This is a genomic window from Bacteroides sp. D2 (assembly GCF_025147085.1).
GTDB lineage: Bacteria > Bacteroidota > Bacteroidia > Bacteroidales > Bacteroidaceae > Bacteroides.
In genome coordinates this window covers 4,211,140-4,236,923 of record NZ_CP102261.1, presented here as the reverse complement: position 1 = coordinate 4,236,923, position 25,784 = coordinate 4,211,140, and the positions used below count along the sequence as shown (strand labels likewise).

Genomic DNA, 25,784 nt, shown 5'->3' with positions numbered 1-25,784 from the left:
TGTTTATTATTCATTTCTCATTCATTTGTGTTCTGAAAAGTAATGTTCCATATCCGGGACCATCACACCATTTAGAGCCCCCCTCAATCGGGATTTTAGACATTACACGCCGGGTATAGGGCATATCCAACCCCTTGCGGGTGACATAGTGATTGTATACAATCTCAAATATCGGGCGAAAGGCTCCTCGTTCTTTCTCCGAAATCACTTGCCAATCGCAATAACGTCCTGATATATCTGTCCAGACTTTGAAAGGAACCGATTCTCCCAGATTATACTTTACCGTATATTCGTAGCCGGTCAGCAAACGGTTGTCAAGTGCGGCATACATCTTTTCATCACCTTGATTATAGCCTGTTTCGCAAACTTCAGACAGATTACCCAATCCGAACATCACGTGGTCCTGATCGCGTCCACTCTCCTGGCACTGCCCGCTTTCGCTAATATAATTTTTAATTGTACCATTATCGTGACCATTATAGTAGAAGTCAACAGCCTGATTATACAAAGATTCATCATCCAGGAAAATGCCGAAAGCCATATATGCTTTCGTTGCAGCGGCTCCCCAGTTTCCGTTTGTATAAGGCTTGGCTTTGAAAAAGGTATCCAGAACCGGAATAAATACCGTACGCAACATGTGCTCCCAGCTTGCAATATCTTTCTTTTCAACCTTGTCATACGTATGTTTGATAAGTTCGGCGGCATTGGCTAACATACTTCCTTGTAAAGAAGCACACAGGGGATCATCATTATCATTGGGGCCAATCAGTCTTAATACAGCGCTATACGCATTCAATATTTCGATTGATTTGCGGGCGTGGGCTTCCTTTCCTGTAATCGTCCACATCAGAGCATTCAAATAAGCTGCTTTATGGTCATCTTCGCTCGGTCTTTTTGTATAGCTGTTCACTCCCAAGCGGGCTATAACCTCAAAAGGTCCCTGAAGCTGATAATCGGATGAAGCACAAGGATCGGCCTGCAACAATAAATAAGACTGATAAGCCGGATTTATCTTCTGGTCTACATAATGCCTGATTCGCTCCAGGCTCTCCCGGGTATGTAGAATACCCGGATGGATAAATTTATTCTCTTGCGACAGAGCTTGTTTTGCTTCTATTTTCTTCCGCCTCATAAGTGCTTCTATATAGTAATAATCGGCATAAATGATAGAAGCATCTATTTCTTCCCCGGCAGGATAATGCCCGGTAGAATGTAATAGAAAGGAAGAGTTCTTCTTTCTACTCTGATAGTGCTCTGAAGATAAGCTATGAAGCATTTCTTTTGCTAATGCATAATATAGTTCGGATCGTTCCGGATCGTCTTCCAATGTTGACAGTTCCAATAAGGCGGACGCTGTTACCGCAGCAGCCGAAGCGTCTTTGGGTGCTGCCGGAATATCTGGTGCATCAAAATCCCAGAATGGAATCAGGTCGGCCGGCAAACGACTGATATAAAGATCGGCCACCTTTTCTGCAAATCGCAAGAAGTCCTTATCACGGGTTTCACGATACACCATCGTATAGCCATAAATAGCCCATGCCTGTCCACGTGCCCACATAGAACGGTCACTATATCCCTGGTGAGTGATTCCTTTTATAAGCCTGCCGGATATGGTATCATAAACGGCCACATGATAGCAAGAGCCGTCTTGACGAAAGTGATTTTCTTTAGTTACACGAGCATGTGACAATGCCATATCATAATACTTTTTACCTCCTCCATTTTTTGACGCCCAGAATAATAATTCCAGATTCATCATATTGTCTATGATTGTATTGTGCGGCCAACCATTTTCGGCAACTTTCCACGGCCATGACAGAATAGTCCCAACCCTGGAATTATACAGTTTGGACAGTTCTTCCGCACTTTTGAGAATAACGTCCTTATAATATTTATCCTTTGTCAGACGGTAGGCATTGCCATAACTACAGAATATCTGAAATCCCAAATCATGACTGGTAACTTTATGGGATAAAGGCTCTAACAGTCTGGTGAAATAAACGGCTTTTTCTTTTATCTCCGGTTCCCGGCTATATTCGTAATCATACCATAAAACTCCCGGAAAAAAGCCACTCGTCCAATCATCGACACCCACCATATTCCAATGCAACTTATGAGCATCCATGGATCTCGGAATTTTAGAGGAAGTTCCTATCGCTTTTAATGTTTTATGTATCTGCTTATTACAGTAGGTCAGTTCTGTCTCTTGTGCATTAACTGCACACAGAATACACAGACTAGCCCACAAAGAGAATATTCTTTTCTTTATCAGGTTCATATCTATTTACCTATTATTTAAATGGATGTATATATGACCATGCAATTATAATCAGCCCTGTCAAAAAGGGCTGACCATAATTACATGGTCTTCTTTCTACCTTAAAAACGGAAGGAAATTAATTCTCTTCCAGATAACTGTTCAGTTCATCAACATTTCTAAATGCTTTCATCCATTTGATAGTATAAGGTGATACTCCATCCGGATAAACAAGATCGGCAATCTTCAAGGTAATAGTTATATTGAATGATTTATCTGTGGGCAGATATACATTCTTATCATCTTTAAAGAAGTTTCCTTCGCTAAAATTCCAATAGTAGACCGTTCCATAGTCTTTTTCAATACTTGATGCTGTATTCTGTCCCCATTGGTTGCCTACACTATTTTTATAATATCCATATTCGGAAGAGTCGAACGTAAACGCACGGGTAGCTGGCAGTCCTTTTATCACAACTGCAAGAATTGGATAATTACCGATATGCAATGCCAGTTGTCCTCGCTTCACATCACCTCTATACTTTCCGTTGCCTTGCAAAGAAGGTGTTACAATGTAGTCATCGCCTTCGGCTTTGCCAGTCGCATTATTAGTCACAACCTTCCAATCTGTACCCTTACCGTCAACAGCTCCTTCACTTGGCGGCATTCCACTTTCCGAACGGAACAGTAGCGTTCCATATCCCGGATGGTCACACCATTGTGCCTCCCCTTCCGGAGAAATTCTGGATATCACCTGCTGGGTATACGGCATCTTCAAGCCTTTACGAGTCACATAATGATTGTAGGCTATCTCAAACACGGGACGGAAGCTACCTCTGTCTGCCGTAGAAATGACCGTCCAGTTTGAATATCGTCCGGTAACATCCTGCCAGGTGACAAAAGGAACATCATTATATCCGAGATTATATTTAGCTGTATATTCATAACCCGTCAACAATCTATTTTCCGAGGCGCTATAGAGCGTTTCGTTTTTCTGATTATAAGCAATTTCACACGCTTCCGCCAAATGTCCCAATCCTAACATCGTATGATTCTGGTCACGTCCGCTCTCCTGACACTGTCCGGTTTCACTGATATAGTTTGTCAAACTACCATTGTCATTACCATTATAGAAAAAATCAACAGCTTCATTATATAAACTTTCATCATCCAAGAAAACACCGAATCCCATAAAAGCTTTGATAGCAGCAGTACCCCAGTTGCCATTCGTATAAGCCGGTTTGGCAAAAAACTCTCTCAAAACCGGAATAAATACATTACGGAACATCTTCTCCCAAGCATCAATATCCGTTTGAGAAACAGGTTCATAGGTATATCGAATCAGTTCGGCTGCATTTACTAAAAGAAATCCTTGCAAAGAAGCGCATAAAGGGTCGTCATTGGCATCAGGACCTATCTCACGCAATGTCCCGGCGTAGGCATTCAATATCTCTATCGTTTTCTTTGCATGTGCTTCGTTCCCTGTCAGGCACCACATAACCGCATTCAAATAGGCTGCCTTATGATCTTCTTCACTAGGCGTTTTAGTACTTGCATTAATTCCATCACGTGCAATGACAGTGAAAGGACCTTGTATTGCATAGCTGGAAGAAGCCAAACGGTTTGATTCAAGTTTCCTATAGCAGTCTATAGCCGGAGAAACATTGCCCATCACAAAGTTTTTCATCCGGTTCAAGCTACTTGTCGTATGCAGGATTCCCGGATGAACAAAGTCCATAGAAGGGCCCGTTTCCGTATAATTCGGATTCGGATTAGCCGGTGGAGGCGTATTATCTTCCTGACATGAAACAAAAGCAAACAATAAAAATAGTATCGGTAAAATATATCTTAGTTTCATATAAGTTTCGTTTTAAAATTCAACATTCGGTTACCAACCGGGATTATTTCCCAATTCACTTCCATTGGATAAAGAATTTAACCATTGCAAAGGAATAGGGCGCAGAATAAATTTATTCTTAAAAGACTCTTCTGTCAGAGTAGTCTTGATTGTACCACCATGAATATTAGATACATCCCAGTTATATTTCAACACACGTTCTGCCAATTTACGAGTACGCTGCAAATCATTCCAACGTGACCCTTCGCCTAATAATTCCTTCGCCCTCTCATCAAGTATATCGTCTAATGTTACAGTCCCGCTATAGCCTGTAAGACCTGCAACCGGAGCATTCTTGGCCGCACGTGAAGCAACATAATTAATATATTTGATCGCATTGTCATTATCATTATTCATAACTGCCGCTTCTGCTGCTATCAGACAGGTTTCTGCCAGACGGAACAGATAAATATCACGTGTGCCGGAACCAGATTCATCCTCTTTAAACTCTGTATTTCCATCTTTGAATTTCCAAATAGGAAGGAAAGTACGAGACGTTGAATTTGTCGTCTGATAAGCATACTTATAATAATCGTCATCGGACATATCGCTCGCGTCGCCAGCCGGGAAATTAAAGACCTTGTATCTTACCTTATCTTTATCTGAAGCAGACCATACCTTATATTCCGGATCGGTAGGAACCGGGAAGTAGATGATCTTATCACCTTTTGCAAAAACTCCATCCACAGGAGTAGTACACTGGAACCAGTTTTTGCCAGCGTCTTTTCCATCCACAGAAGTATTCTTGTCTCCATTCAGCGGACTCATATAAGTGACTGATGGACGTCTGTCTTTCTGCCAGTCATACATGAGATAAGCATATTTAGCAGGAATTGCTTTTACATGCGCACTGGCATTGCCATAATAGCTATCTTTCCCTAATCCTAACCAGCCGCCAATAGAATATGGCATCATGAACCACTGATTCCAGATATTCGTATTATAGTTCGCCGCATCAGCAAAACCAATCGCAAAAACAATCTCGTCATTCATTTCATTCGACTGACGATGTACCATAGCATAATCGTCCAATAATTTGTGTCCTGAATTAAGATATACGTCCTCCGCATCTTTAAAAGCATTCTCAAAATCTTTTGAATCCGCATAATCTTCATATCCACGTGTCAGATAAGCTAGTGCCCGGATATGTTTGGCTGCAGCTTTAGACATACGGCCATAGTTGGAACCCGTCTGCCGGTAAGGAAGCACTGCGATTGCTGCCTCCAGATCTTCAAATATTTGCTTATAAAAAGCGGCACCATCCGCATACTCAACGGTATAAGAAGGTTCTTTCGCTTCATGTATTTCCAACGGGGCCTTTCCCCAGTTTCTAATAATCTCTAATAAGTACCATGCTCGCAATGCCTTAGCCTCCGCTACTCGTTGCGCGAGAGTATTCGGTTCCATGCCATCCGGATCATCTGTCCGTAGAATCACATTCTCCGAACGGTCGATAGCAGCATTCACATTCTTCAAAGCATTATAATAAGAGCTCCACATGGAATAAACCGTACCATTACTCGACTGATAAGTAGTGGTGTACTGATTCATCGGAGTAATTTCCGTCGGATAATTCTGTGTAAACACATCTGTCCCCTGTTGAGTGAAAATCTGAAAGTTCGTATTATTATAAATATTCTTCAAGTTTGAATAACACCCTACAATCAAACTTTCATATCCACTTTTAGTCTGATAATATTTATCCGCTGATTGACTGGAATAATTCACTTCATCCAAAAAATCAGAACAAGAACTCATCCCTATACTTATAGTTAATGATAAAAGGACATATTTCAAATATTTTTTGTTTTTCATAAATCTGTTTTTTAAAATGAAACATTAACACCTAATAGCGTATTCTTAGTCATACCATCCGTATCTCCGATATTTGTTATATCCGGCTGTTCCGGATCAAGTCCCCTGAATTTCGTCAGGATGAGAGGATTCTGTACTGTCACATAGATACGGGCATTGCTTAACCCCCATTTTGACAGTAGTTTCTTATTCAGCGAATATCCCAATGTGACATAGGATACTTTCAGGAAATCGGTCTTTTCATAAGCAATATTGCCTCTGGAACCCATTTGTGAAGGTCGTCCCATTGTATTGGAAGGGTTCTCCGGTGTCCAGTAGTTTGTCCGCAAATTATTAAAGTTCTGGCTGTTCCATTCCAATGCAAAGTTTTCAAAGAAACGGTCGTATTGAGTAGCGCCTAACTGGAAATACATGTGGAAAGATAAATCAAAATCACGGTATTTAAACATATTCGTCATACCTCCCGTCCAATCCGGAGTCCGTTTACCATCTATGATATAATCGTCATCAGTAAGTTTTCCGTCATTATTATAGTCTTTAATCTTGAAATTACCCGGTACACACCCATATTTCGCTGCTTCCTCTTCTTCTCCCAACTGCCACACACCAATCGTATTCTGATTCCAGTTAGTATCTACAGGCTTACCGATAAATCTTTTATCCGAATAACGGCCTCTCATTCCTTTCAGATTCACAGAATAGTTACTCAAATCTTCTTCATCGGCAAGACTTACAATCTCATTTTTATTATAAGCTAAATTAATGGTCGTATTCCATGTAAAGTTCTTCGATGCAACATTTACCGTATTTAGCTGTAATTCAAATCCGCAGTTTCTCACTGAACCCACATTGGAAACTACCGATGAGTAACCTAAATGAACCGGAATATTACGCCCCATCAATAAATCATTCGTTGTCCGGTTATAATATTCAATATTACCGGAAATACGCTGACCTAAAAAGCCGAAGTCAAATCCAACATTATATTCGGAAGTACGCTCCCATGTCAATAAGGGATTAGCTATATTAGCGGGAAGATTACCTACAGAAGTAGAAGTACCGAAAGGATAATAAACAGAACCCGAAATGTTCCCTTCAGAAGCGTAAGGGGAAACAGAATTGGCATTACCAGCCTGTCCATAACTCAAACGCAACTTTAGATTAGACAACCACTGCAAATCTTTGGCAAAGTTTTCTTCTGTAATTCTCCATGCAACAGCTACTGAAGGGAAGAGCGCCCATTTATGACCGTCAGCCAACCTAGATGAACCATCATAACGCAAACTAGCCGTCAACAAATATCTGTCTAAAAGCCCGTAGTTGACTCTACCGACGTAAGACATCATAGTCCACTGATTGAAATTAGAACTTAATCCTGTAATTTCTCCTCCATTCAAATTATACCACAACGAATTATATGACAGGTCTTTTGTCGCCCCATATAATCTGTCATACTGATATTTCTGTGCAGAAAAAACTCCGGTAGCAGTAATGGAATGTATCGCCTTCTTCCAAGTATAATTTATAATGTTATCCCAGATCCAACTCAACGAATTATCCTTTGTAGCATTAGCAATTGCTCCTTTGGCCGTACCTTGCTGCGCTTTAGTCCATACTCCGATATAATCGCCCATAGATGTCTGCGTAAAATACGGAGAAAAGGAAGAAGTCAACTCTAAATTTTCAATAGGAGTTATTTTCAGATAGATATTACTTTGAAGATTTAAACTTTTCACTTGCGAACGCTGATTCTTTGAAGTAATCAGAGGATTGAAAAGATTATTACTCGAATACTTCCAGATTTCTTCACCTGTCACCAAACTGTTCGGATGTTGTGTAGGACGCATACGGAATACATCCCGCAATAAGTCCCAGTTACCTTTTTCACGAATACTGTGAGTAGCGTACATACTTCCACCAAAAGACACATGTTTGTTGATAGTTATATCTACCACTGAACGCAAATTATAACGCGTATATTCTTGCGGCTGAATCATACCATCTTCATAATAGTATCCACCGGAGAAACCATATTTTACAGCTTCCGTACCTCCTACTGCCGACAGGCTATGGTTGGTTATAAAAGCAGGATCGGAAATAGCATCCAACCAATCATAATAGTTACCATCTTTTACCGCCTGAAGTTCGGAGGGATCTGTAAATATCTGCTCGTCTCTTTTATAAACATAATTGGGAGCCCCGCCACGAGTTGCTTCTCTGGCAAGCTGTACATATTCATCTCCGGACATCATATCCGGCAGGTTAGTATACGTTCTAAACCCCACATAGCCATTATACGAAATCTTGGGTTTACCGGCCTGGCCTCTCTTAGTTGTAACAATGATAACTCCATTGGCACCACTGGATCCATAAATAGCTGTTGCAGACGCATCTTTCAACACATCTATCTTTTCAATATCATCCGGATTCACAAAGTCCAGATTTCCACCCGGCACTCCGTCAATGACAATCAACGGAGAGGAAGAAGCTGTTATAGAATTAATACCACGGATTTTGATGTCATACCCTCCACCCGGTTTGTTATTGGAGCGTACGATCGTCACTCCGGAAAGTTCACCCTGCAAAGCACCGGCAGAGTTTGTATTGCCTCCCCTTACCAGATTTGCATTGGACACGGAAGCTACAGAACCTGTCAAATCAGATTTCTTCACAGCTCCATATCCCACAACCACCACTTCACTCAAGGCTTTTGCATTCTCCCGCAACACAATATTCAGTGATTTCTGATCTGTTACCTTAATTTCCTGTGTCATATACCCCAAATAGGAAATTTCAATTACATCTCCGGGAGTTACATTCAAGGAAAAAGCACCATTTATATCTGTAATAACTCCTTTCTTCGTCTTGGGTATCACAATATTTGCCCCCACAACCGGGAAATCCGTTTCATCTTTTACTATACCCGTCACTGTTCTCTCCGACGGCTTAGTTGAAGAACTTCCACCCACAGCAGTCTTTTCAACCTTTTGCGTCAGTATGATATGACGACCTTTAATGGTATATGATAAATTAGCTTTAGCGGTAATTACTTCAAGTACATCTTTTAATGTGCTGTTTCTTTTATCGATTGTTATTTTTTGTTTCCTATTGATTTCATCAGAATTGTAAAAGAACAGATAATCCGTCTGCTTCTCAACCATTCTTATTACATTCTCCAGATTTTCATTCTTTACCGATATGGATACTTTTTTATCCTGCGCATAAATATTGCTTGTTGTGAGCTGCAAAATAAATAATAACAAAACGGTAAAAGTTATTTTTATGTTTTTTATGCTTCTTTTTGGGGGATACCCGTAAGTCATAGACTGTTTATTCATACATTTGTAAGTTTTAAGATTAAACACTATTCCATTCAAGAGGAAGTTTAATTTTTTGAGATGCAAACATCTCGGAGAGAAGAAAATCGGCCAAAATTTTCTTCTCTCTTTCTTATTATATAAGGTTAACTGCTATTCATTCTGTCGTTCTTATTAGATTAGTTATTCAATTTATAATCACATGTTGCTTATTTATCTGATATTGAATTGGAATTGAGACATTTATCACATCCAGAATATCCTTAATACTTTGTCCCCGATAGAAAGTTCCGGTAAATTTACGTCCTTTCAAGTTATCCGACTGAACCCGGAAATCGACTCCGTAAATATGTCCCAGCCTGTTCAGTATTCCGTCTAAACTTTCTTCATGAAAATAATAATAACCGGAAATCCATGATGTATAAAGAGAAGCTTCTACTTTATCTACTTTATAAGTTCCTTTATCTTTATTGTAGACATATTGTTGATTGGGTCTTAAAACAACCGGAGTATTTATATTTTCACTAGTCAAACGGATGGAGCCCTCCAATAAAGTAGTGACAGCAACAGAATCTGACGGATAAGCTTCCACATTGAATTTGGTGCCTAAAGCTTCTATCTCTTGCCCATTCACAACCACGATGAAAGGTTTACTTTTTTGCTTGGCTACATCAAAGAATGCTTCTCCTTCCAAATAAACTACACGTTTATCTTTTCCATAATGAGGATCATAACGGAATTTCGTCTGACTACCCATGCTCACCTGTGTACCGTCTGACAGTATTATCTTATCAGCAACAATTCCATCACCACTCACATATTCGGCTATCGGAGCAGGAGAAGTAGTATTTAACATCAAGAAGATAGTAGAAGTAAGGGCGATGGCGATAACAGCGACTGCCGCATAAGTCTGAATTCTCCGGAAAAGAGTGTATATTTTCTTTGGAGCCTGTTTCTGTTTCTTTTCCAATAAACGTTGCCAGCTCTTATCCATATCAATATCGCTTCCCTTAGACAAGCAAGCATCATAGATCATCTTTACTTCGAAAAAGATCTTTTTATTTTCAGGTGCTTTATTCACCCAATCATAAAACTGATTGATCTCTTTCTCATTCAACGAGCCTTTTAGAAACCCTATTATCAAATCTGAAATCATGTTTTCCATATATAAATAGATAATATTTACCTGTTTTTATATATGTAACGAGTCATCGGCAAAAACTACTCACCGACTTCTTTATTTTTTTATTATATTTTTCTACGTGATGAAAAACGGGGATTCATGCAGGCTATACGAACATAAATAAATAGACAAAAGCCGTCTGAAGTTCCTTTCGCAAGAAAAGCAATGTTCTATATAATTGATTCTCTACTGTTCGTGTGGATAAATTCAATCTTTCAGCAATCTCTGCTGCCTTAAGTCCTTCCATATAAGACAACAGAAAGATTTCGCGTCTCTTTTCGGGCAATTCATTTATTTTTGCCATCACATGCGCCATCAAGTCTTTCCTCATAAATAACTCATCAGCACCGTCGTAAAAGCTCAACTCATCTAATTTGAGCTGAATAGCACGCTTATCGGCAAACTCCTGTTCGAGACTAATACGACGCAAATGATCGATACAGGCATTCCGGACAGCAACAAACAATATATTTTTAACCTCTGATTCAGATAACAGAAACACTTGTTTATCCCATATTCTAAGAAATACATCTTGCACAATATCTTCTGCAAAAAAAGGAGAAATAAACTTACCGGCAAAACGCAACAACATGGGCGCATATTGCATATACAGTTTCTGATAATTATTTATATCATTCACATGTTCATCTTTCATTTCAGTATTCTACAAGGCCAAAGTGTATTAATAATCATCATCAGAGAAAACAGAACCAATCATGTTGGTGGCGACAAAAATAGATATATTCTCGTTATAAACAAAAAAGATGAGAACCGTTTTTTCTTTCATCCTGACTATATATTCATAGAATATGCAATAAAGCCCAAACCTTGCAAATTTCCGTTCTCATTTGCCCCATTTACACAAATAAAAACTATCTTTGCGTTTCAGAATCCCGAAAGACGAAAGAAATGGAGCAAATAGACAACCTAAAAGAGCTTATCAATCAGGGGGATGTGGACACAGCGATTAAGCAATTGGACCAGCTTCTCCAGGACACTTCTGTCGAAAAAGAGAAAGATACTCTTTACTATTTACGGGGAAATGCCTACCGAAAAAAAGGAGATTGGAAGCGGGCACTGGACAACTACCAGTATGCCATCGAGCTCAATCCGGACAGCCCTGCCGTTCAGGCCAGGAAAATGGCAATTGATATCCTCAATTTCTACCACAAAGATATGTTTAATCAATAATCGAACTCAAAGATAACGTAATAAAAAAAGATTATGGCAAAAATCAAAGGAGCAATCGTAGTCGACACGGAGCGTTGCAAAGGATGCAACCTGTGTGTAGTGGCATGTCCGCTCGATGTAATCGCCCTCAATAAAGAGGTAAATATGAAAGGCTATAACTATGCCTGGCAAGTAAAAGAAGATACCTGTAACGGATGCAGCTCGTGTGCAACAGTTTGTCCGGACGGATGTATTTCAGTGTATAAAGTAAAAGTAGAATAAAAGAAAAGAATATGGCAGAAGAAGTTGTATTAATGAAAGGAAACGAAGCCATCGCCCATGCAGCTATCCGTTGCGGTGCGGATGGATACTTCGGTTATCCTATTACTCCCCAATCGGAAGTGTTGGAAACGCTTGCCGAACTGAAACCGTGGGAAACAACGGGCATGGTAGTACTCCAGGCAGAAAGTGAAGTGGCAGCTATCAATATGGTATATGGAGGTGCAGGTAGCGGAAAGATGGTACTGACCTCCTCTTCAAGTCCGGGTGTGAGCCTGAAACAGGAAGGTATCTCTTACATTGCAGGTGCCGAACTTCCTTGTCTGATTGTGAACGTGATGCGTGGAGGTCCCGGACTGGGAACCATCCAACCTAGTCAGGCCGACTACTTCCAGACTGTAAAAGGGGGTGGTCATGGTGACTACAGACTGATAGCACTCGCACCGGCATCCGTACAGGAAATGGCGGATTTCGTAAAGCTGGGCTTCGAACTGGCTTTCAAATACCGTAACCCGGCTATCATCCTTGCAGATGGTGTGATCGGACAGATGATGGAAAAAGTAGTTCTCCCTGCACAGAAACCACGCCGTACGGAAGCGGAAGTTATCGAACAATGTCCATGGGCTACTACCGGAAAGTCTAAAGGTCGTAAACCGAATATTATCACTTCTCTCGAACTGAAACCGGAAGCCATGGAGATCAACAATCTCCGTTTCCAGGAAAAATATCGTGTAATTGAAGAAAACGAAGTACGCTTCGAAGAAATCAACTGCGAAGATGCGGAATATCTAATCATCGCTTTTGGTTCAATGGCCCGTATCGGTCAGAAAGCAATGGAACTGGCCCGTGAAAAGGGTATCAAAGTAGGTATCCTGCGTCCGATCACCTTGTGGCCGTTCCCGACAAAGGCAATTGCTTCTTATGCTGATAAAGTAAAAGGTATGCTTGTTACGGAACTGAATGCCGGACAGATGATTGAAGATGTCCGCCTGGCTGTTAACGGTAAAATAAAGGTAGAACATTTCGGACGCCTCGGTGGTATTGTGCCCGATCCGGATGAAATTGTAACTGCCCTGGAAGAAAAAATAATCAAATAACGAAACGATGAATCCCGATAAAATAAGAAACGTACTGAATATCCTCTTTATGATATTGGCCGTTGCAGCCATCATCATCTATTTTGTAGCCAAAGAAGATTTCAAAATGTTTATCTACGTATGCGGCGCGGCAATCTTTGTCAAGCTGATGGAGTTTTTTATACGGTTCACCAACAGATAAGGAGAAGAAGTTATGACTAAAGAAGAAATAATCAAACCCGAGAATCTGGTTTACAAAAAACCGACTCTGATGAACGATAACGCCATGCACTACTGTCCGGGCTGCAGTCACGGTGTGGTACACAAGCTCATTGCCGAAGTAATAGAGGAGATGGGTATGGAAGATAAAACGGTGGGAATCTCTCCGGTAGGATGTGCAGTTTTCGCCTATAACTATTTGGATATTGACTGGCAGGAAGCTGCACACGGACGTGCTCCTGCTGTGGCAACTGCTGTAAAGCGCCTGTGGCCGGATCGCCTCGTATTCACTTACCAAGGCGATGGTGACTTGGCTTGTATCGGTACAGCCGAAACTATACACGCTTTGAACCGTGGCGAAAACATCACGATTATCTTTATCAACAATGCCATTTATGGTATGACAGGCGGTCAGATGGCCCCGACTACACTGGTAGGAATGAAGAGTTCGACTTGTCCTTACGGACGTGACGTTGAACTTCACGGCTATCCATTGAAAATCACAGAAATCGCAGCCCAACTGGAGGGAACGGCTTACGTAAGCCGCCAGTCCGTACAATCGGTACCGGCCATCCGTAAGGCAAAGAAAGCTATCCGCAAGGCTTTCGAGAATTCCATGAGTGGTAAAGGTTCCAACCTGGTGGAAATCGTTTCCACTTGTAGTTCAGGCTGGAAGATGACTCCGGAGAAGTCTAACAAATGGATGGAAGAACACATGTTCCCATTCTATCCGCTGGGTGATTTAAAAGATAAAGAATAACGCTAAAAGTCAACAGAACAATGAAAGAAGAAATTATTATAGCAGGCTTCGGTGGACAAGGCGTATTGTCTATGGGTAAGATTCTGGCATATTCCGGTCTGATGGAAGGCAAAGAAGTGAGCTGGATGCCGGCTTATGGTCCTGAACAACGAGGTGGAACGGCCAACGTTACAGTTATTGTAAGCGACGACAAGATATCTTCACCGATTCTAAGTAAATATGATGCTGCCATCATTCTGAACCAGCCTTCACTCGAGAAGTTCGAAAGCAAAGTGAAACCCGGCGGTATCCTGATTTATGACGGTTACGGAATTATCCACCCTCCTACTCGCAAGGATATCAAAGTATATCGTATTGACGCAATGGATGCAGCCAACGAGATGAATAATGCCAAAGCATTCAACATGATCGTACTTGGCGGTTTATTGAAACTTCGTCCGGTTGTAACTTTGGAAAATGTAATCAAAGGATTGAAGAAAACCCTGCCGGAACGCCACCACCACTTGATTCCTATGAACGAGGAAGCTATCAAGAAAGGGATGGAGTTAATCCGTGAGGTTTAATAAATTAAAAATTGAGAATTGAGAATTAAGAAATAATTGCTCGCCAAGTAAAGGATGCAACATATTTTTCAATTCTCAATTCTCAATTCTCAATTAAAGTAAGTATCTTTGCCTCCAATTATGAGACGAATCTTACTATTATATATATTACTTTCCGTTATAGGTTTGACGACTGTTCACGCACAGTTCGATAATGGTCGCCAGAGAGTAGACGAAAACGGATACGACCAATACGGAAATCAGGTAGACCCTGCCATGATTCCGGACAGATTGGATAGTGCAAATGTCGAAGTACAGGGATTGCCTCCAAAGTTGTATATGTGGCGTATCAAGAATCAGTTGGGCGACCGGACCATAGTACCGGCAGATACTGCCTTTCATCATTTCCAAAATTCAAACCTGACCGAAGGACTTACCGGACATTATAATTATCTGGCCAATATGGGTTCTCCCCGTATGTCACGCATCTTCTTTGACCGCCGTGACCCGGAACCGACTATTTTCATGGAGCCTTTCTCCAGTTTCTTCATTCGTCCTACGGAATTTAATTTTACCAACAGTAACGTACCTTATACGAATCTGACGTATCACAAAGCCGGTAATAAAGTGAACGGGGAAGAGCGTTTCAAATCTTACTTCTCCGTCAATGTAAACAAGAAACTGGCTTTCGGATTTAATGTAGACTACCTGTACGGACGAGGATATTACAATAATCAGAATACGGCGTATTTTAACGCAGCTGTTTTCGGTAGCTATATCGGCGACAAATATCAGATGCAGGCTATATACAGCAACAATTACCTGAAAACAAACGAAAACGGAGGTATTGAGGACGACCGCTATATCACTGCACCGGAAGAAATGGCGCAAGGTCAAAGAGAATATGAATCAACCAATATTCCTACCGTACTAAGCGCAACGACCAACCGTAACCATGACTTTTATGTCTTCCTGACCCAACGATATAATCTGGGATTCAGTCGTGACATATCACAAGCTGAAAATGACACCACTCCCGCTAAACAGGAGTTTGTCCCCGTAACCAGTTTTATACACACCATCCAGGTGGAACGGGCACGGCATAGCTTCAATTCTAATGACAACGTCAAAGACTATTACAAGAATACATATCTGGACCCGGATAATGCGATGGTCAGAGATAGTACGACCTATGTGGGAATCAAGAACACCATAGGTATTGCTCTATTAGAGGGCTTTAATAAATATGCCAAAGCCGGATTGACTGCATTTGCTTCCTATAAAATCAGCAAGTATACACTGATGAATATGGAAGGAAATCCATTGCCCGACAAATACAACGAAAATGAAATATTTGTTGGAGGCGAATTATCCAAACGTGAAGGGAATGTGCTTCATTACCACGCTATCGGAGAAGTGGGATTGGCAGGAAAAGCCATTGGGCAATTCAATGTAAAAGGAGATATTGACCTGAACTTCCCGTTATGGAAAGACACCGTCAGTCTTATAGCTCGTGGTGAAGTCAGCAATAAGCTTGCTCCTTTCTATATGCGCCATTATCATTCCAAGCATTTCATGTGGGACGACGATATGGACAAGGAATTCCGTACCCGTATTGAGGGGGAATTGAGCATTGCACGTTGGAGGACACGCCTGAAAGCAGGAGTTGAAAATATCAAGAACTATACTTACTTCAACCAGGAAGCAACGCCGGAACAGAATGGTGGAAGTATACAGGTATTATCTGCAAGTCTTAATCAGGACTTCAAGTTGGGCATCTTCCATCTGGACAATGAGGTGACTTGGCAGAAATCGAGTGACCAGACTGTACTTCCTTTGCCTGATCTATCGCTATATCATAACTTCTATATGCAGTTCAAACTGGCGAAGAAAGTACTTAGTGTGCAATTGGGAGCCGACGTGCGTTATTTCAGCAAATACAATGCACCTGCCTATATGCCGGCCATTCAGAATTTCCACCTGCAACCGACAGACGATCAGGTACAGATAGGAGGTTATCCGATTGTGAATGTATATGCAAACTTACATTTAAAGCGTACACGTTTCTATGTAATGATGTATCACGTGAACCAGGGCATGAGCAGTCCGAATTACTTTCTGTCTCCTCACTACCCCATCAACCCACGTGTGCTGAAATTCGGTCTTTCATGGAATTTCTATGATTAACAAAAACTATACGACTTATGGTATCACGCCCCAAATTGAGACTGTTCAGATATTTAGTGCCAGTGATTATTGTATTGGCATTTATCTTCTCTTTCCGTCAATGCGGTAAGCAGGAAAAACCTGCGGGACATCCGCGTGATTATGCTGCCATTGCCAAAGAGGGTATCATACGTGTAGCTACCGAATATAATTCCATCAGTTTTTATGTAGACAGTGACACCGTTTCCGGCTTTCATTACGAACTGATACAGGCATTCGCCCGGGACAAAGGACTCAAAGCCGAAATAACACCTATTATGAGTTTCGAAGAGCGGTTGGAAGGATTAAGCGAGGGACGTTATGATGTGATTGCTTATGGCATATTAGCCACCAGCAAGTTAAAAGACTCTCTGCTTCTCACCTCTCCCATTTTCCTCAACAAGCAAGTGCTGGTGCAACGCAAAGAGATTGGAGAGAATGATTCACTCTATATCCGTACCCAACTGGATTTAGCCCAGCGAACACTTCATGTCGTAAAAGGCTCCCCCTCTATTTTGCGTATTCAGAATCTAGGTAATGAGATCGGAGATACTATCTACATCAAGGAGATTGATAAATACGGTTCCGAACAATTGATATCAATGGTAGCGCACGGAGACATCGACTATGCCGTTTGCGACGAAAGCATCGCACTGGCAGCAGCTGATTCGTTGCCGCAAATAGATATTAATACAGCTATCAGCTTCACGCAGTTCTACTCATGGGCAGTCAGCAAACAATCCCCCGCCTTACTCGATAGTTTGAATACATGGCTGGATAAATTCCAAAAGGAAGAGGAATACCAAAAGATTTATAAGAAATACTATGATAAAGAATAACCTTATTTCTATTACACAAAAACTTCTATTCCATACACGTTCATTTTCTTTTATTGCTTTCTTGATTTTCCTGACTATCTGCTTTCCACGAGCTTATGCCGCAGAAAGCGGAATATTCAATTTCTCGAATATCAATCTCAAGAATGGCTTGTCGCAACTATCAGTCCTTGCCATTGCACAAGACTCCAAAGGGTATATATGGTTTGCAACCCGCAATGGATTAAACAAATACGACGGGGAGAAATTTACTGTATACAAGCATGATAACGATGATCCTCATTCACTGTCGGACAATCATATCACTTGCCTGTTGTCGGACGATGCAAACGAGGGATTGTGGGTAGGTACTAATAACGGGCTTAACTATATCAATCTCAAAACCAATCAGATTACCAAATATCAGACGGACGATTATCCAAACATGGCAGGAAACAACATTGCCGTTCTTCAATTTGACCAGTCCGGTAATCTGTGGGTTGGTACCCGAACGGGGTTATGTATATGGCAACCTCGTTCCGGGGAATTCAAGAAGAAATATTCCGACCATGTCCCGGAGAATGAAGCAATCATGCAGCTTTATATTGATGCAGAAAAACGACTTTACATTGGTACCCACCGTCACGGATTATTTATCTGTACACCTGAAATGGAGTTGATTCAGCAACTCAATAAAAGCACCCAGCCTGCCCTGTCGGACGATGCAATCAGCTGTATTTTCGAAGACTCCCGGCATCAGGTATGGATAGGAACAGAAACCAGGGGACTGAATAAATGGAACCCGAAGACCAAAGACTTATCCATCTACAATCAAAAAAACAGCGGACTGACAAATGACTATATCCGTTGCATCACCGAGCAGGACCAGAAATTGATTATCGGGACGTTCGACGGACTTAGTATTCTGGATTTAAGAAACGATGATATATCCAAATACAACCGGTTCGATGCCAACCAGAACAGTCTAAGTCATTTTTCCGTCCGCAGTATCTACATCGACCGGGAGAAAACGCTCTGGGTGGGTACTTATTCCGGTGGTGTGAACTACTATAACCCGCTCAATAACCGGTTCATCTTTTACCATCCGGTAGAGAATAACAACCAGAAGTTATATAATATCTTTGGTACGATGGTGTATGATTCCACTTCATTGTGGATTGCAACAGAGGGAGGAGGACTGATGCAGTTCGATCCCATCACCAAGGAATATACCAACTTCCTGATTGAACAGACATCCAAAGGATTGTTCAACAAGAACATCATCAAATCCCTGTTATTGGATGGAGACTATATCTGGTGTGGCACAAGTACCGGAGGAGTCTATAAATTCCATATTCCCTCCAAAAAGTTCACATTAGTATATTCATTCGGCCGGGAAAAAAACTTTGCCATCTATACTTTTTATAAAGATGTAGAGAATAATCTATGGATAGGGACGACAGCCGACAAAGGACTGGTGAAACTGTCTCCGGACGGAAAAATCACCAATCAGTTCCCGTATGGCAAAGAGAAAAAGGAGTTTGTCAACTTCACCAGCCTCCGGAGCTTCCTGGCACTGAACGCTCATACTTTTCTGATAGGAACCCGGTCGTTCGGGCTCTACGAATATGATATGCAAAAGGGAACGGTGCTCCGTTGCAATATGTCAGAAACAAATCCCAATCAGAAACTCGAAAACAACTACATCACTTCCATGGTGCGCAAAGCGAATGGTGAAATCTGGTTCAGCACTTTCGGAGGAGGAATATACCTGTATAAACAAGGAACAGGCGTTATCAAACATATTGGCAAGAAAGAGGGACTACCCAATAATGAGGTATATGCCATGGTGGAGCACAACAATAACTTATGGATTAGTGTCGATAAGGAGATAGCCGAGCTGAATACCAAGACCGGGCAGATACGCAGTTATGACTGTTTTGTCGGTTCCGAAACGTTGGAGTTTACACCGCAGGGAGTCATTAGTCTGCCCCACGGTGAGGTCTACTTTAGTGGAAGCAATGGTTTCCTTTCTTTTACTCCCGGCTCTCTTCTAAAGAATAACACCATGCCACCGGTAGTACTTACCCAACTGACGGTAAACAATAAGGTAATCACACCGAATGATGATACTCATCTGCTGGATAGTGCCCCGGACGATACGCAAACATTGGTTCTTGCCTACAATCAGAATAATTTTTCCATTGCATACAGTGCTTTGAACTATATTCTGCACGAACAGAACCAATATGCCTATAAACTCTCCGGTCACGACGAAGACTGGAATTACGTAGGTAGTCGTAAAGAAGCATTCTATACCAACATCGCTCCGGGAAAATATACATTTCAGGTCATAGCATCCAACAATGACGGCGTATGGAATGAAACCGGAAAGAAAATGGAAATCATCATTCGCTCTCCGTGGTGGGGAACACCGCTGGCCTATATCCTTTATGTCCTATCCGCATTGGGAATCATGTTTACTATCGGCTATTATATGTACAGCAAACATAAACTGGAACTGGACCTGCGCATGAAGCAAATGGAGAAACAACGCATGGAAGAATTCCATCAGACAAAGCTGCACCTGTTCACCAACTTCTCGCATGAGCTACGTACTCCGCTGACACTTATCATCAGCCCGCTGGAAGAGTTGATGAAACGGGCAGAAGTTCCCCAGTTTATCAGAACACAACTGGACATGATTCTGAAAAATGCCCGCCGATTATTACTTCTCGTCAATCAATTGATGGATTTACAGAAGAACCAGAGTGGTAATCTCACTCTCCAACTGTCTCAAAGCGACCTGAATGCTTTCCTGCTCGAAATATTCTACACATTCAGGCAGATTGCCGAAAGCAAACAGATTCATTTTGAATATCAGGCTCCTCAAGGCGAGGTGACAGCCTGCTTCGATCAGGGCTTACTCGAAAAAGCCGTTTTCAATTTATTGTCGAATGCTTTTAAATTCACAGTACCGGGAGATACAATCACGCTGCGTTTATTGCTGATTACAGATATAGACACTCTCCGCCAGGAGCATAGCGACTGGCTATCGGAACATTCTCCGCTTATCACCTCCCATCAGGGAAGTTATTTAGTAATTCAGGTAGCAGATACGGGAAAAGGAATTCCAGAAGATGAACGTACCCAAATCTTCACTCCCTTCTACCAGGTCGGTCACACGACAGGTAGCGAGAATATGAATGGCACAGGTATCGGATTAAGCCTGACTCAATCTGTTGTTCATCTGCATCACGGAGAAATTGGAGTCACAGCCAATACCCCCAAAGGAAGCGTATTCACTATCCTATTACCGAACCACACCATGACAGAAGAAGAGGTGGCGAATACTGCCGTTCTCTCGGAAAAAAACAATGAACAAGTAGAAAAAGGTATGTCCGGAGCCATTGATTCCGAAAATACCATTTCCGGAACCACCCCATCCCTACCCGGCAAAACGGTTCTATTGGTAGAAGACAATGAAGAGATACGAAGTTATGTAAAAGGACACCTGGAACAATATTACAACGTATTGGAAGCCGACAACGGTTCGGATGCTTTTGAAATTGTCCTGAAAGAATTTCCCGACCTGGTAGTGACGGACATTATGATGCCCGGTATCGACGGACTGGAACTTTGCTCACTTATCAAGAACAATTTGCAGACGGGACACATTCCCGTTATTCTGCTCACTGCCCGCACGATGGTGATGCACGTCAAAGAAGGATTCTTGTCGGGAGCAGACGATTATGTAGTCAAACCATTTAATATTGATGTTCTGCTGGTACGTATCTACAATCTTCTGGCGCAGCGGGAAAAGCTAAAATCCGTATATAGCAAAAACTTCTCCCTGCAATCCATGGGAATTGAAGTGGAAACGACCTCTGCCGATGAGAAATTCATGCAGAAACTATTTAAAATCATTGAAAAGTATCTCACCGACCCCGATTTGAAAGTAGACAAAATCTGTGAAGAGATGGGATTCAGCCGGAGCAATCTTTACCGGAAACTAAAAGCTATCACCGACCTGCCGTTGAATGACCTTATCCGTCATAAACGTTTGGAGATAGCTACACAAATGCTGAAGCAAACAGAAATGAACATCACCGAAATTGCAACGGCTACGGGATTCAGTACTCTCGCCTATTTCACGAAATGTTTCAAATCAGCTTACGGTGTTTCTCCGTCGGAATATCAAAAGTCATATTCAGGCCATACAGATATTGATACCATCCGGGAATAGCCGATTTACAAAATCGTCCCAAACAATAAAAAATGTCCCAACAAGGCTTACAGCGCGGATTTTTTTATTTGTTTGGGATGAAAATGCAAACATCTGGCATCATTAGACAAACCGATTCTACTCTGTTTCCATACATTTGCAATGTTGTTCTACTTAATATAATCATATGGAAACAAAGATTAAAAACTACTTGTTAGTCTTCGGACTTGGAATTATCACACTTACCAGTTGTAATCACTCTAAAGAGCAAGATATCGTTGCTTCTAACTTCGCATTTGCCGAACAGCAATTAAAATACGCACTGACTCAAATAGACGAGGCACGTGCCAATGAATCACAAGAGAGTAGAGAAAAGAGAGAAAGCAAAGGCTGGGGGGAATTAACCAATCCCCGCAGTATCAAACCGGACGGTTCACTGGAGCTGGTTGTTTCTAAAGACTGGACCAGTGGATTCTTCCCCGGTGAGCTTTGGTATCTATATGAGTACACGCACAATCCATATTGGAAAGAGCAGGCGCAGAAACATACAGAAATTCTGGAACGCGAGAAGAATAACGGCAAGACACACGACATGGGCTTCAAGATGTATTGCAGCTATGGAAACGGTTATCGTCTGACCGGAGATTCCACTTATAAAGATATTCTGTTGCAATCCGCACGCACCCTGATTACCCGTTACAAACCGGTAATCGGCTGTATCCGTTCCTGGGACCACCATGCAGACAAATGGCAATTCCCCGTTATCATCGATAATATGCTAAATCTCGAACTTCTGTTCTGGGCATTCCGCGAAACGAACGACTCCACCTATTATAATATAGCAGTCAACCATGCACTCACTACCATGAAGAACCACTTTCGTGAAGACAACAGTTGCTATCATGTAGTAGAATACGATACCATCAACGGAACGGTACGCAGCAAAATGACGCATCAGGGATATTCCGACGAATCAGCATGGGCACGCGGACAAGCATGGGCCTTATACGGATACACCATGTGCTATCGTGAAACCGGCAGACCCGAATTCCTGCAACAGGCGGAGAAAGTAGAGAAATACATCTTCAACAATCCGACCCTGCCGGCAGACCTGATTCCTTATTGGGACTTCAACGCACCCGGAATACCGAACGAACCCCGTGACGCATCCGCCGCATCCTGTATGGCATCCGCTCTTTATGAGCTAAGCACATACGTTCCCGAAAAGAAAGAACAATACAAGCAGGAAGCTGATAAGATTCTCCAAAACCTGACGCATAGCTATCGTGCGCAACTAAACGGAGATAAAGGATTCTTGCTGCTGCACAGCACAGGTTCCAAACCACACGACAGCGAAATAGATGTCCCGCTTTCATACGCCGACTATTATTTCCTGGAAGCCTTGCTCCGCAAAGCTAAATTGGAAAAGGAAGAAAGTCTTTTCTAAATCTTCCGGCAACTCTCACGATAACATCACTTTACTATTTATCCTTATTAGTACATTACTAATTATGAAAAGATTATCTTCCATATTCATCCTGTTCATTCTGCTGATACTCCCGTTGAATGCCATGATTCCGACTCAACAAAGAATCCGGCTGACAGACTCATGGGAATACCTGAAAGGTGACCTTGGAAGCATTTGGGAAGCAGTACGTCCCGCCGCTCCCGGTTCTTCCGAAGCAGTGCCTATCTGGCAACAGGTTACCCTACCCCACTGTTTCAATGCAGAAGATGCGGTAGACCCGGATATCAATTATTATCAGGGCGCAGGATGGTATCGCACGCAGCTTTCTATCAAGAATCCATATCTCAATGGACGCATCATACTGGAGTTTGAGGGAGCAGGACCAAAAACGGAAGTGTATGTCTATACGTATAAAGTAGCCAGTCACACAGGAGGCTACGACGGTTGGAGTGTCGATATCACCGAAGCCGTTCAACAAGCCCTTGCCAACCCGGATTGCGCTAAACGCTTCAATGGCAGAATTCCATTGTCCGTTCGTTGCGATAATACCAGAGATACGGAGATGATTCCGTCCGACCTGTCAGATTTCAACTTATACGGCGGCCTTTATCGCTACGTGAATCTGATTTACCAGCCCGAAGTGTCTTTCAGCAATATACAGATAGAAAACCCTGTAGAGAAAGATATGAAAAGCGCTTCTCTAAAGATACAAGGAACATTTCATAATCCGAATGATATTCGCCAGGCAAGCATTCACCTTTTATTAAAGGCACCTAATGGAGAAAAGGTATGGGAACAGACAACGACAGTTCTTCCATTGGGGACAAATCCCCTGTTCGAGACAACGATTAAGAATCCGATTCTGTGGAGTCCCGACCAGCCTCAACTCTATACCTGCGAACTGACATTGACTACTCCTCAAAGCAAACAGACTATTACAGAATCCATCGGATTCCGCCACTTTGAATTCATTGAAAACGGACCTTTCCGGTTGAACGGAGAACGTCTACTGTTAAGAGGAACCCATCGGCATGAAGACCATGCCGGAGTAGGCGCCGCTATGACAGAAGAACAAATGGAAGCGGAAATGAAACTGATTAAAGAGATGGGAGTCAACTTTATCCGTTTGGGACATTACCAACAATCGGACATCATCCTCCGTTTATGCGATCAGTTAGGCATTTTGGTATGGGAAGAAATCCCCTGGTGCAGAGGTGGACTGGGAGGAGAGAAATATCAGGCACAAGCTCGCCGGATGCTGACCAACATGATTACCCAGCATCACAATCATCCCTCCGTCATCCTTTGGGGATTGGGAAATGAAAATGACTGGCCCAATGATTTCTCAACATTCGAACAATCGGCCATCCGCGCTTTCATGAAAGAATTGAATGACTTGTCACACCAACTCGATCCGTCACGTATGACTTCCATCCGCAGATGTGATTTCTGCAATGATATTGTAGATGTCTATTCTCCCTCCATTTGGGCAGGCTGGTATCGCGGACAATTTACAGACTACAAGAGTATTTCGGAGAAAGAGATGAAACGGGTGAAACATTTCCTGCACGTAGAATGGGGAGGTGACTCACATGCCGGACGTCATTCCGAATATCCTTTCAACCCGCTACAAGCAATTACGGGTGGAAACAGTGCCGACGAACGGGCAGGCGACTTCGCCCTCCAAGGCGGAGATCCCCGTGCTTCCAGAGATGGAGACTGGTCGGAAACGTACATCGTAAAACTATTCGACTGGCACCTGAAAGAGCAAGAAACAATGCCTTGGCTGACAGGAACCGCCTTTTGGGTATTCAAAGATTTCTCCACCCCTCTCCGCCCCGATAATCCGGTGCCATACGTCAATCAAAAAGGAGTGGTAGAACGGGATCTTACTAAAAAAGAAGCCTACTACGTCTTCCAGTCTTACTGGACTAAACAGCCAATGATTCATATTTACGGTCATAACTGGCGGACCCGATGGGGCAAAGCGAACGAAGAAAAAGAAATTCTGGTATATTCCAACTGTGCAGCAGTAGAGCTGTTCGTGAACGGCGTCAGTCAGGGAGTCAAGCAACGCAACAGCCAGGACTTTCCGGCAGCGGGACTTCACTGGAACTGCATACTGAAAGCAGGAGAAAATAACATAAAAGCGGTCGCTGTGAAAGGACCCGGTAAAGGTAACATGAAAGCAGCCATTACGGATGAAATAAGTTTCAACTACCAGACAGAAGAATGGAGCAATCCGAAACAGCTGAAGTTGAAGACATACCCCGATAAAGGTTCTATCGTATGGGTGGAAGCCCAACTGACAGACAACAAAGGGATCCCCTGCCTGGACGCGGCAAATGTAATCTCATTTGAAGCTGCGGGAGACGGAAAACTGATTCAGAACTTAGGAACATCCACCGGCTCCCGGAAAGTACAGGCTTATAATGGCAGAGCTGCAATTCGCATTGACTTGAACGGCACATGCCAGGTAGCTGTAAAATCACCGGGCATTCAAACTGCTTTCATCGAAGTGAAAGCCGAATAGAAGTGAAAGCTGAATAAGAAAGGAGA

Annotated in this window: 16 protein-coding genes and 1 pseudogene; 11 read left to right on the top strand and 6 right to left on the bottom strand. The window is 42.3% G+C overall.

Annotated elements, in window-relative coordinates; all coding sequences use genetic code 11:
• Nucleotides 1-14 precede the first annotated feature (14 nt).
• The 6 genes and pseudogenes from NQ505_RS15005 to NQ505_RS14980 form a co-directional block, all read right to left on the bottom strand.
• Nucleotides 15-2,272, bottom strand: a pseudogene (locus tag NQ505_RS15005) (alginate lyase family protein); the annotation flags it as partial.
• A 124-nt stretch (nt 2,273-2,396) separates the two neighbouring features.
• A complete protein-coding gene (locus NQ505_RS15000) occupies nt 2,397-4,112 on the bottom strand; it encodes a DUF4979 domain-containing protein (protein ID WP_008999154.1) in 1,716 nt (571 codons plus the stop codon).
• Nucleotides 4,113-4,142: 30 nt separating this feature from the next.
• Nucleotides 4,143-5,966: a RagB/SusD family nutrient uptake outer membrane protein gene (locus tag NQ505_RS14995; protein WP_008999153.1), complete on the bottom strand. Its 1,824-nt coding sequence runs from the start codon at nt 5,964-5,966 to the stop codon at nt 4,143-4,145.
• A gap of 11 nt (nt 5,967-5,977) precedes the next feature.
• Complete coding sequence (locus NQ505_RS14990) at nt 5,978-9,304, bottom strand: TonB-dependent receptor (RefSeq protein WP_008999152.1); 3,327 nt, start codon at nt 9,302-9,304, stop codon at nt 5,978-5,980.
• A gap of 166 nt (nt 9,305-9,470) precedes the next feature.
• A complete protein-coding gene (locus NQ505_RS14985) occupies nt 9,471-10,448 on the bottom strand; it encodes a FecR family protein (RefSeq protein WP_008999151.1) in 978 nt (325 codons plus the stop codon).
• 124 nt (nt 10,449-10,572) lie between these two features.
• Nucleotides 10,573-11,121: an RNA polymerase sigma-70 factor gene (locus NQ505_RS14980; protein WP_008999150.1), complete on the bottom strand. Its 549-nt coding sequence runs from the start codon at nt 11,119-11,121 to the stop codon at nt 10,573-10,575.
• Between the two features lie 254 nt (nt 11,122-11,375).
• Here NQ505_RS14980 and NQ505_RS14975 point away from each other — a divergent pair, with 254 nt between their 5' ends.
• The 11 genes from NQ505_RS14975 (at nt 11,376) to NQ505_RS14925 (ending at nt 25,758) form a co-directional block, all read left to right on the top strand.
• Nucleotides 11,376-11,657 (top strand): tetratricopeptide repeat protein, encoded by a 282-nt coding sequence (locus NQ505_RS14975; RefSeq protein ID WP_008999149.1) that lies wholly within the window; start codon nt 11,376-11,378, stop codon nt 11,655-11,657.
• Nucleotides 11,658-11,690: 33 nt separating this feature from the next.
• Nucleotides 11,691-11,918 (top strand): ferredoxin family protein, encoded by a 228-nt coding sequence (locus NQ505_RS14970; RefSeq protein WP_004297419.1) that lies wholly within the window; start codon nt 11,691-11,693, stop codon nt 11,916-11,918.
• An 11-nt stretch (nt 11,919-11,929) separates the two neighbouring features.
• Nucleotides 11,930-13,012, top strand: a complete 1,083-nt coding sequence (locus tag NQ505_RS14965; RefSeq protein WP_008999148.1) for a 3-methyl-2-oxobutanoate dehydrogenase subunit VorB — start codon at nt 11,930-11,932, stop codon at nt 13,010-13,012.
• Between the two features lie 7 nt (nt 13,013-13,019).
• Complete coding sequence (locus NQ505_RS14960; protein ID WP_008999147.1) at nt 13,020-13,193, top strand: hypothetical protein; 174 nt, start codon at nt 13,020-13,022, stop codon at nt 13,191-13,193.
• A 12-nt stretch (nt 13,194-13,205) separates the two neighbouring features.
• Nucleotides 13,206-13,970: a thiamine pyrophosphate-dependent enzyme gene (locus tag NQ505_RS14955; RefSeq protein WP_008999146.1), complete on the top strand. Its 765-nt coding sequence runs from the start codon at nt 13,206-13,208 to the stop codon at nt 13,968-13,970.
• A 20-nt stretch (nt 13,971-13,990) separates the two neighbouring features.
• Nucleotides 13,991-14,533: a 2-oxoacid:acceptor oxidoreductase family protein gene (locus tag NQ505_RS14950; protein ID WP_008999145.1), complete on the top strand. Its 543-nt coding sequence runs from the start codon at nt 13,991-13,993 to the stop codon at nt 14,531-14,533.
• Between the two features lie 120 nt (nt 14,534-14,653).
• Nucleotides 14,654-16,699 carry a putative porin gene (locus tag NQ505_RS14945; protein WP_008999144.1) on the top strand — a complete coding sequence of 682 codons (2,046 nt, stop codon included), beginning with the start codon at nt 14,654-14,656 and terminating at the stop codon, nt 16,697-16,699.
• 17 nt (nt 16,700-16,716) lie between these two features.
• Nucleotides 16,717-17,556: a transporter substrate-binding domain-containing protein gene (locus tag NQ505_RS14940; RefSeq protein WP_008999143.1), complete on the top strand. Its 840-nt coding sequence runs from the start codon at nt 16,717-16,719 to the stop codon at nt 17,554-17,556.
• Entirely contained in the window at nt 17,543-21,778 is a 4,236-nt protein-coding gene (locus NQ505_RS14935; protein ID WP_259825418.1) for a two-component regulator propeller domain-containing protein, read from the top strand. The genes NQ505_RS14940 and NQ505_RS14935 overlap by 14 nt, the downstream gene beginning before the upstream one ends.
• A 166-nt stretch (nt 21,779-21,944) precedes the next feature.
• A complete protein-coding gene (locus NQ505_RS14930; RefSeq protein ID WP_004297411.1) occupies nt 21,945-23,204 on the top strand; it encodes a glycoside hydrolase family 88 protein in 1,260 nt (419 codons plus the stop codon).
• Nucleotides 23,205-23,268: 64 nt separating this feature from the next.
• Nucleotides 23,269-25,758 (top strand): glycoside hydrolase family 2 TIM barrel-domain containing protein, encoded by a 2,490-nt coding sequence (locus NQ505_RS14925; protein WP_008999141.1) that lies wholly within the window; start codon nt 23,269-23,271, stop codon nt 25,756-25,758.
• The last annotated feature ends 26 nt before the right edge of the window (nt 25,759-25,784 follow it).

Coding starts and splice junctions, on each gene's coding strand:
- NQ505_RS15000 (WP_008999154.1), bottom strand. CDS start 4,112: ATGAAACTAAGATATATTTTACCGATACTATTTTTATTGTTTGCTTTT.
- NQ505_RS14995 (WP_008999153.1), bottom strand. CDS start 5,966: ATGAAAAACAAAAAATATTTGAAATATGTCCTTTTATCATTAACTATA.
- NQ505_RS14990 (WP_008999152.1), bottom strand. CDS start 9,304: ATGAATAAACAGTCTATGACTTACGGGTATCCCCCAAAAAGAAGCATA.
- NQ505_RS14985 (WP_008999151.1), bottom strand. CDS start 10,448: ATGGAAAACATGATTTCAGATTTGATAATAGGGTTTCTAAAAGGCTCG.
- NQ505_RS14980 (WP_008999150.1), bottom strand. CDS start 11,121: ATGAAAGATGAACATGTGAATGATATAAATAATTATCAGAAACTGTAT.
- NQ505_RS14975 (WP_008999149.1), top strand. CDS start 11,376: ATGGAGCAAATAGACAACCTAAAAGAGCTTATCAATCAGGGGGATGTG.
- NQ505_RS14970 (WP_004297419.1), top strand. CDS start 11,691: ATGGCAAAAATCAAAGGAGCAATCGTAGTCGACACGGAGCGTTGCAAA.
- NQ505_RS14965 (WP_008999148.1), top strand. CDS start 11,930: ATGGCAGAAGAAGTTGTATTAATGAAAGGAAACGAAGCCATCGCCCAT.
- NQ505_RS14960 (WP_008999147.1), top strand. CDS start 13,020: ATGAATCCCGATAAAATAAGAAACGTACTGAATATCCTCTTTATGATA.
- NQ505_RS14955 (WP_008999146.1), top strand. CDS start 13,206: ATGACTAAAGAAGAAATAATCAAACCCGAGAATCTGGTTTACAAAAAA.
- NQ505_RS14950 (WP_008999145.1), top strand. CDS start 13,991: ATGAAAGAAGAAATTATTATAGCAGGCTTCGGTGGACAAGGCGTATTG.
- NQ505_RS14945 (WP_008999144.1), top strand. CDS start 14,654: ATGAGACGAATCTTACTATTATATATATTACTTTCCGTTATAGGTTTG.
- NQ505_RS14940 (WP_008999143.1), top strand. CDS start 16,717: ATGGTATCACGCCCCAAATTGAGACTGTTCAGATATTTAGTGCCAGTG.
- NQ505_RS14935 (WP_259825418.1), top strand. CDS start 17,543: ATGATAAAGAATAACCTTATTTCTATTACACAAAAACTTCTATTCCAT.
- NQ505_RS14930 (WP_004297411.1), top strand. CDS start 21,945: ATGGAAACAAAGATTAAAAACTACTTGTTAGTCTTCGGACTTGGAATT.
- NQ505_RS14925 (WP_008999141.1), top strand. CDS start 23,269: ATGAAAAGATTATCTTCCATATTCATCCTGTTCATTCTGCTGATACTC.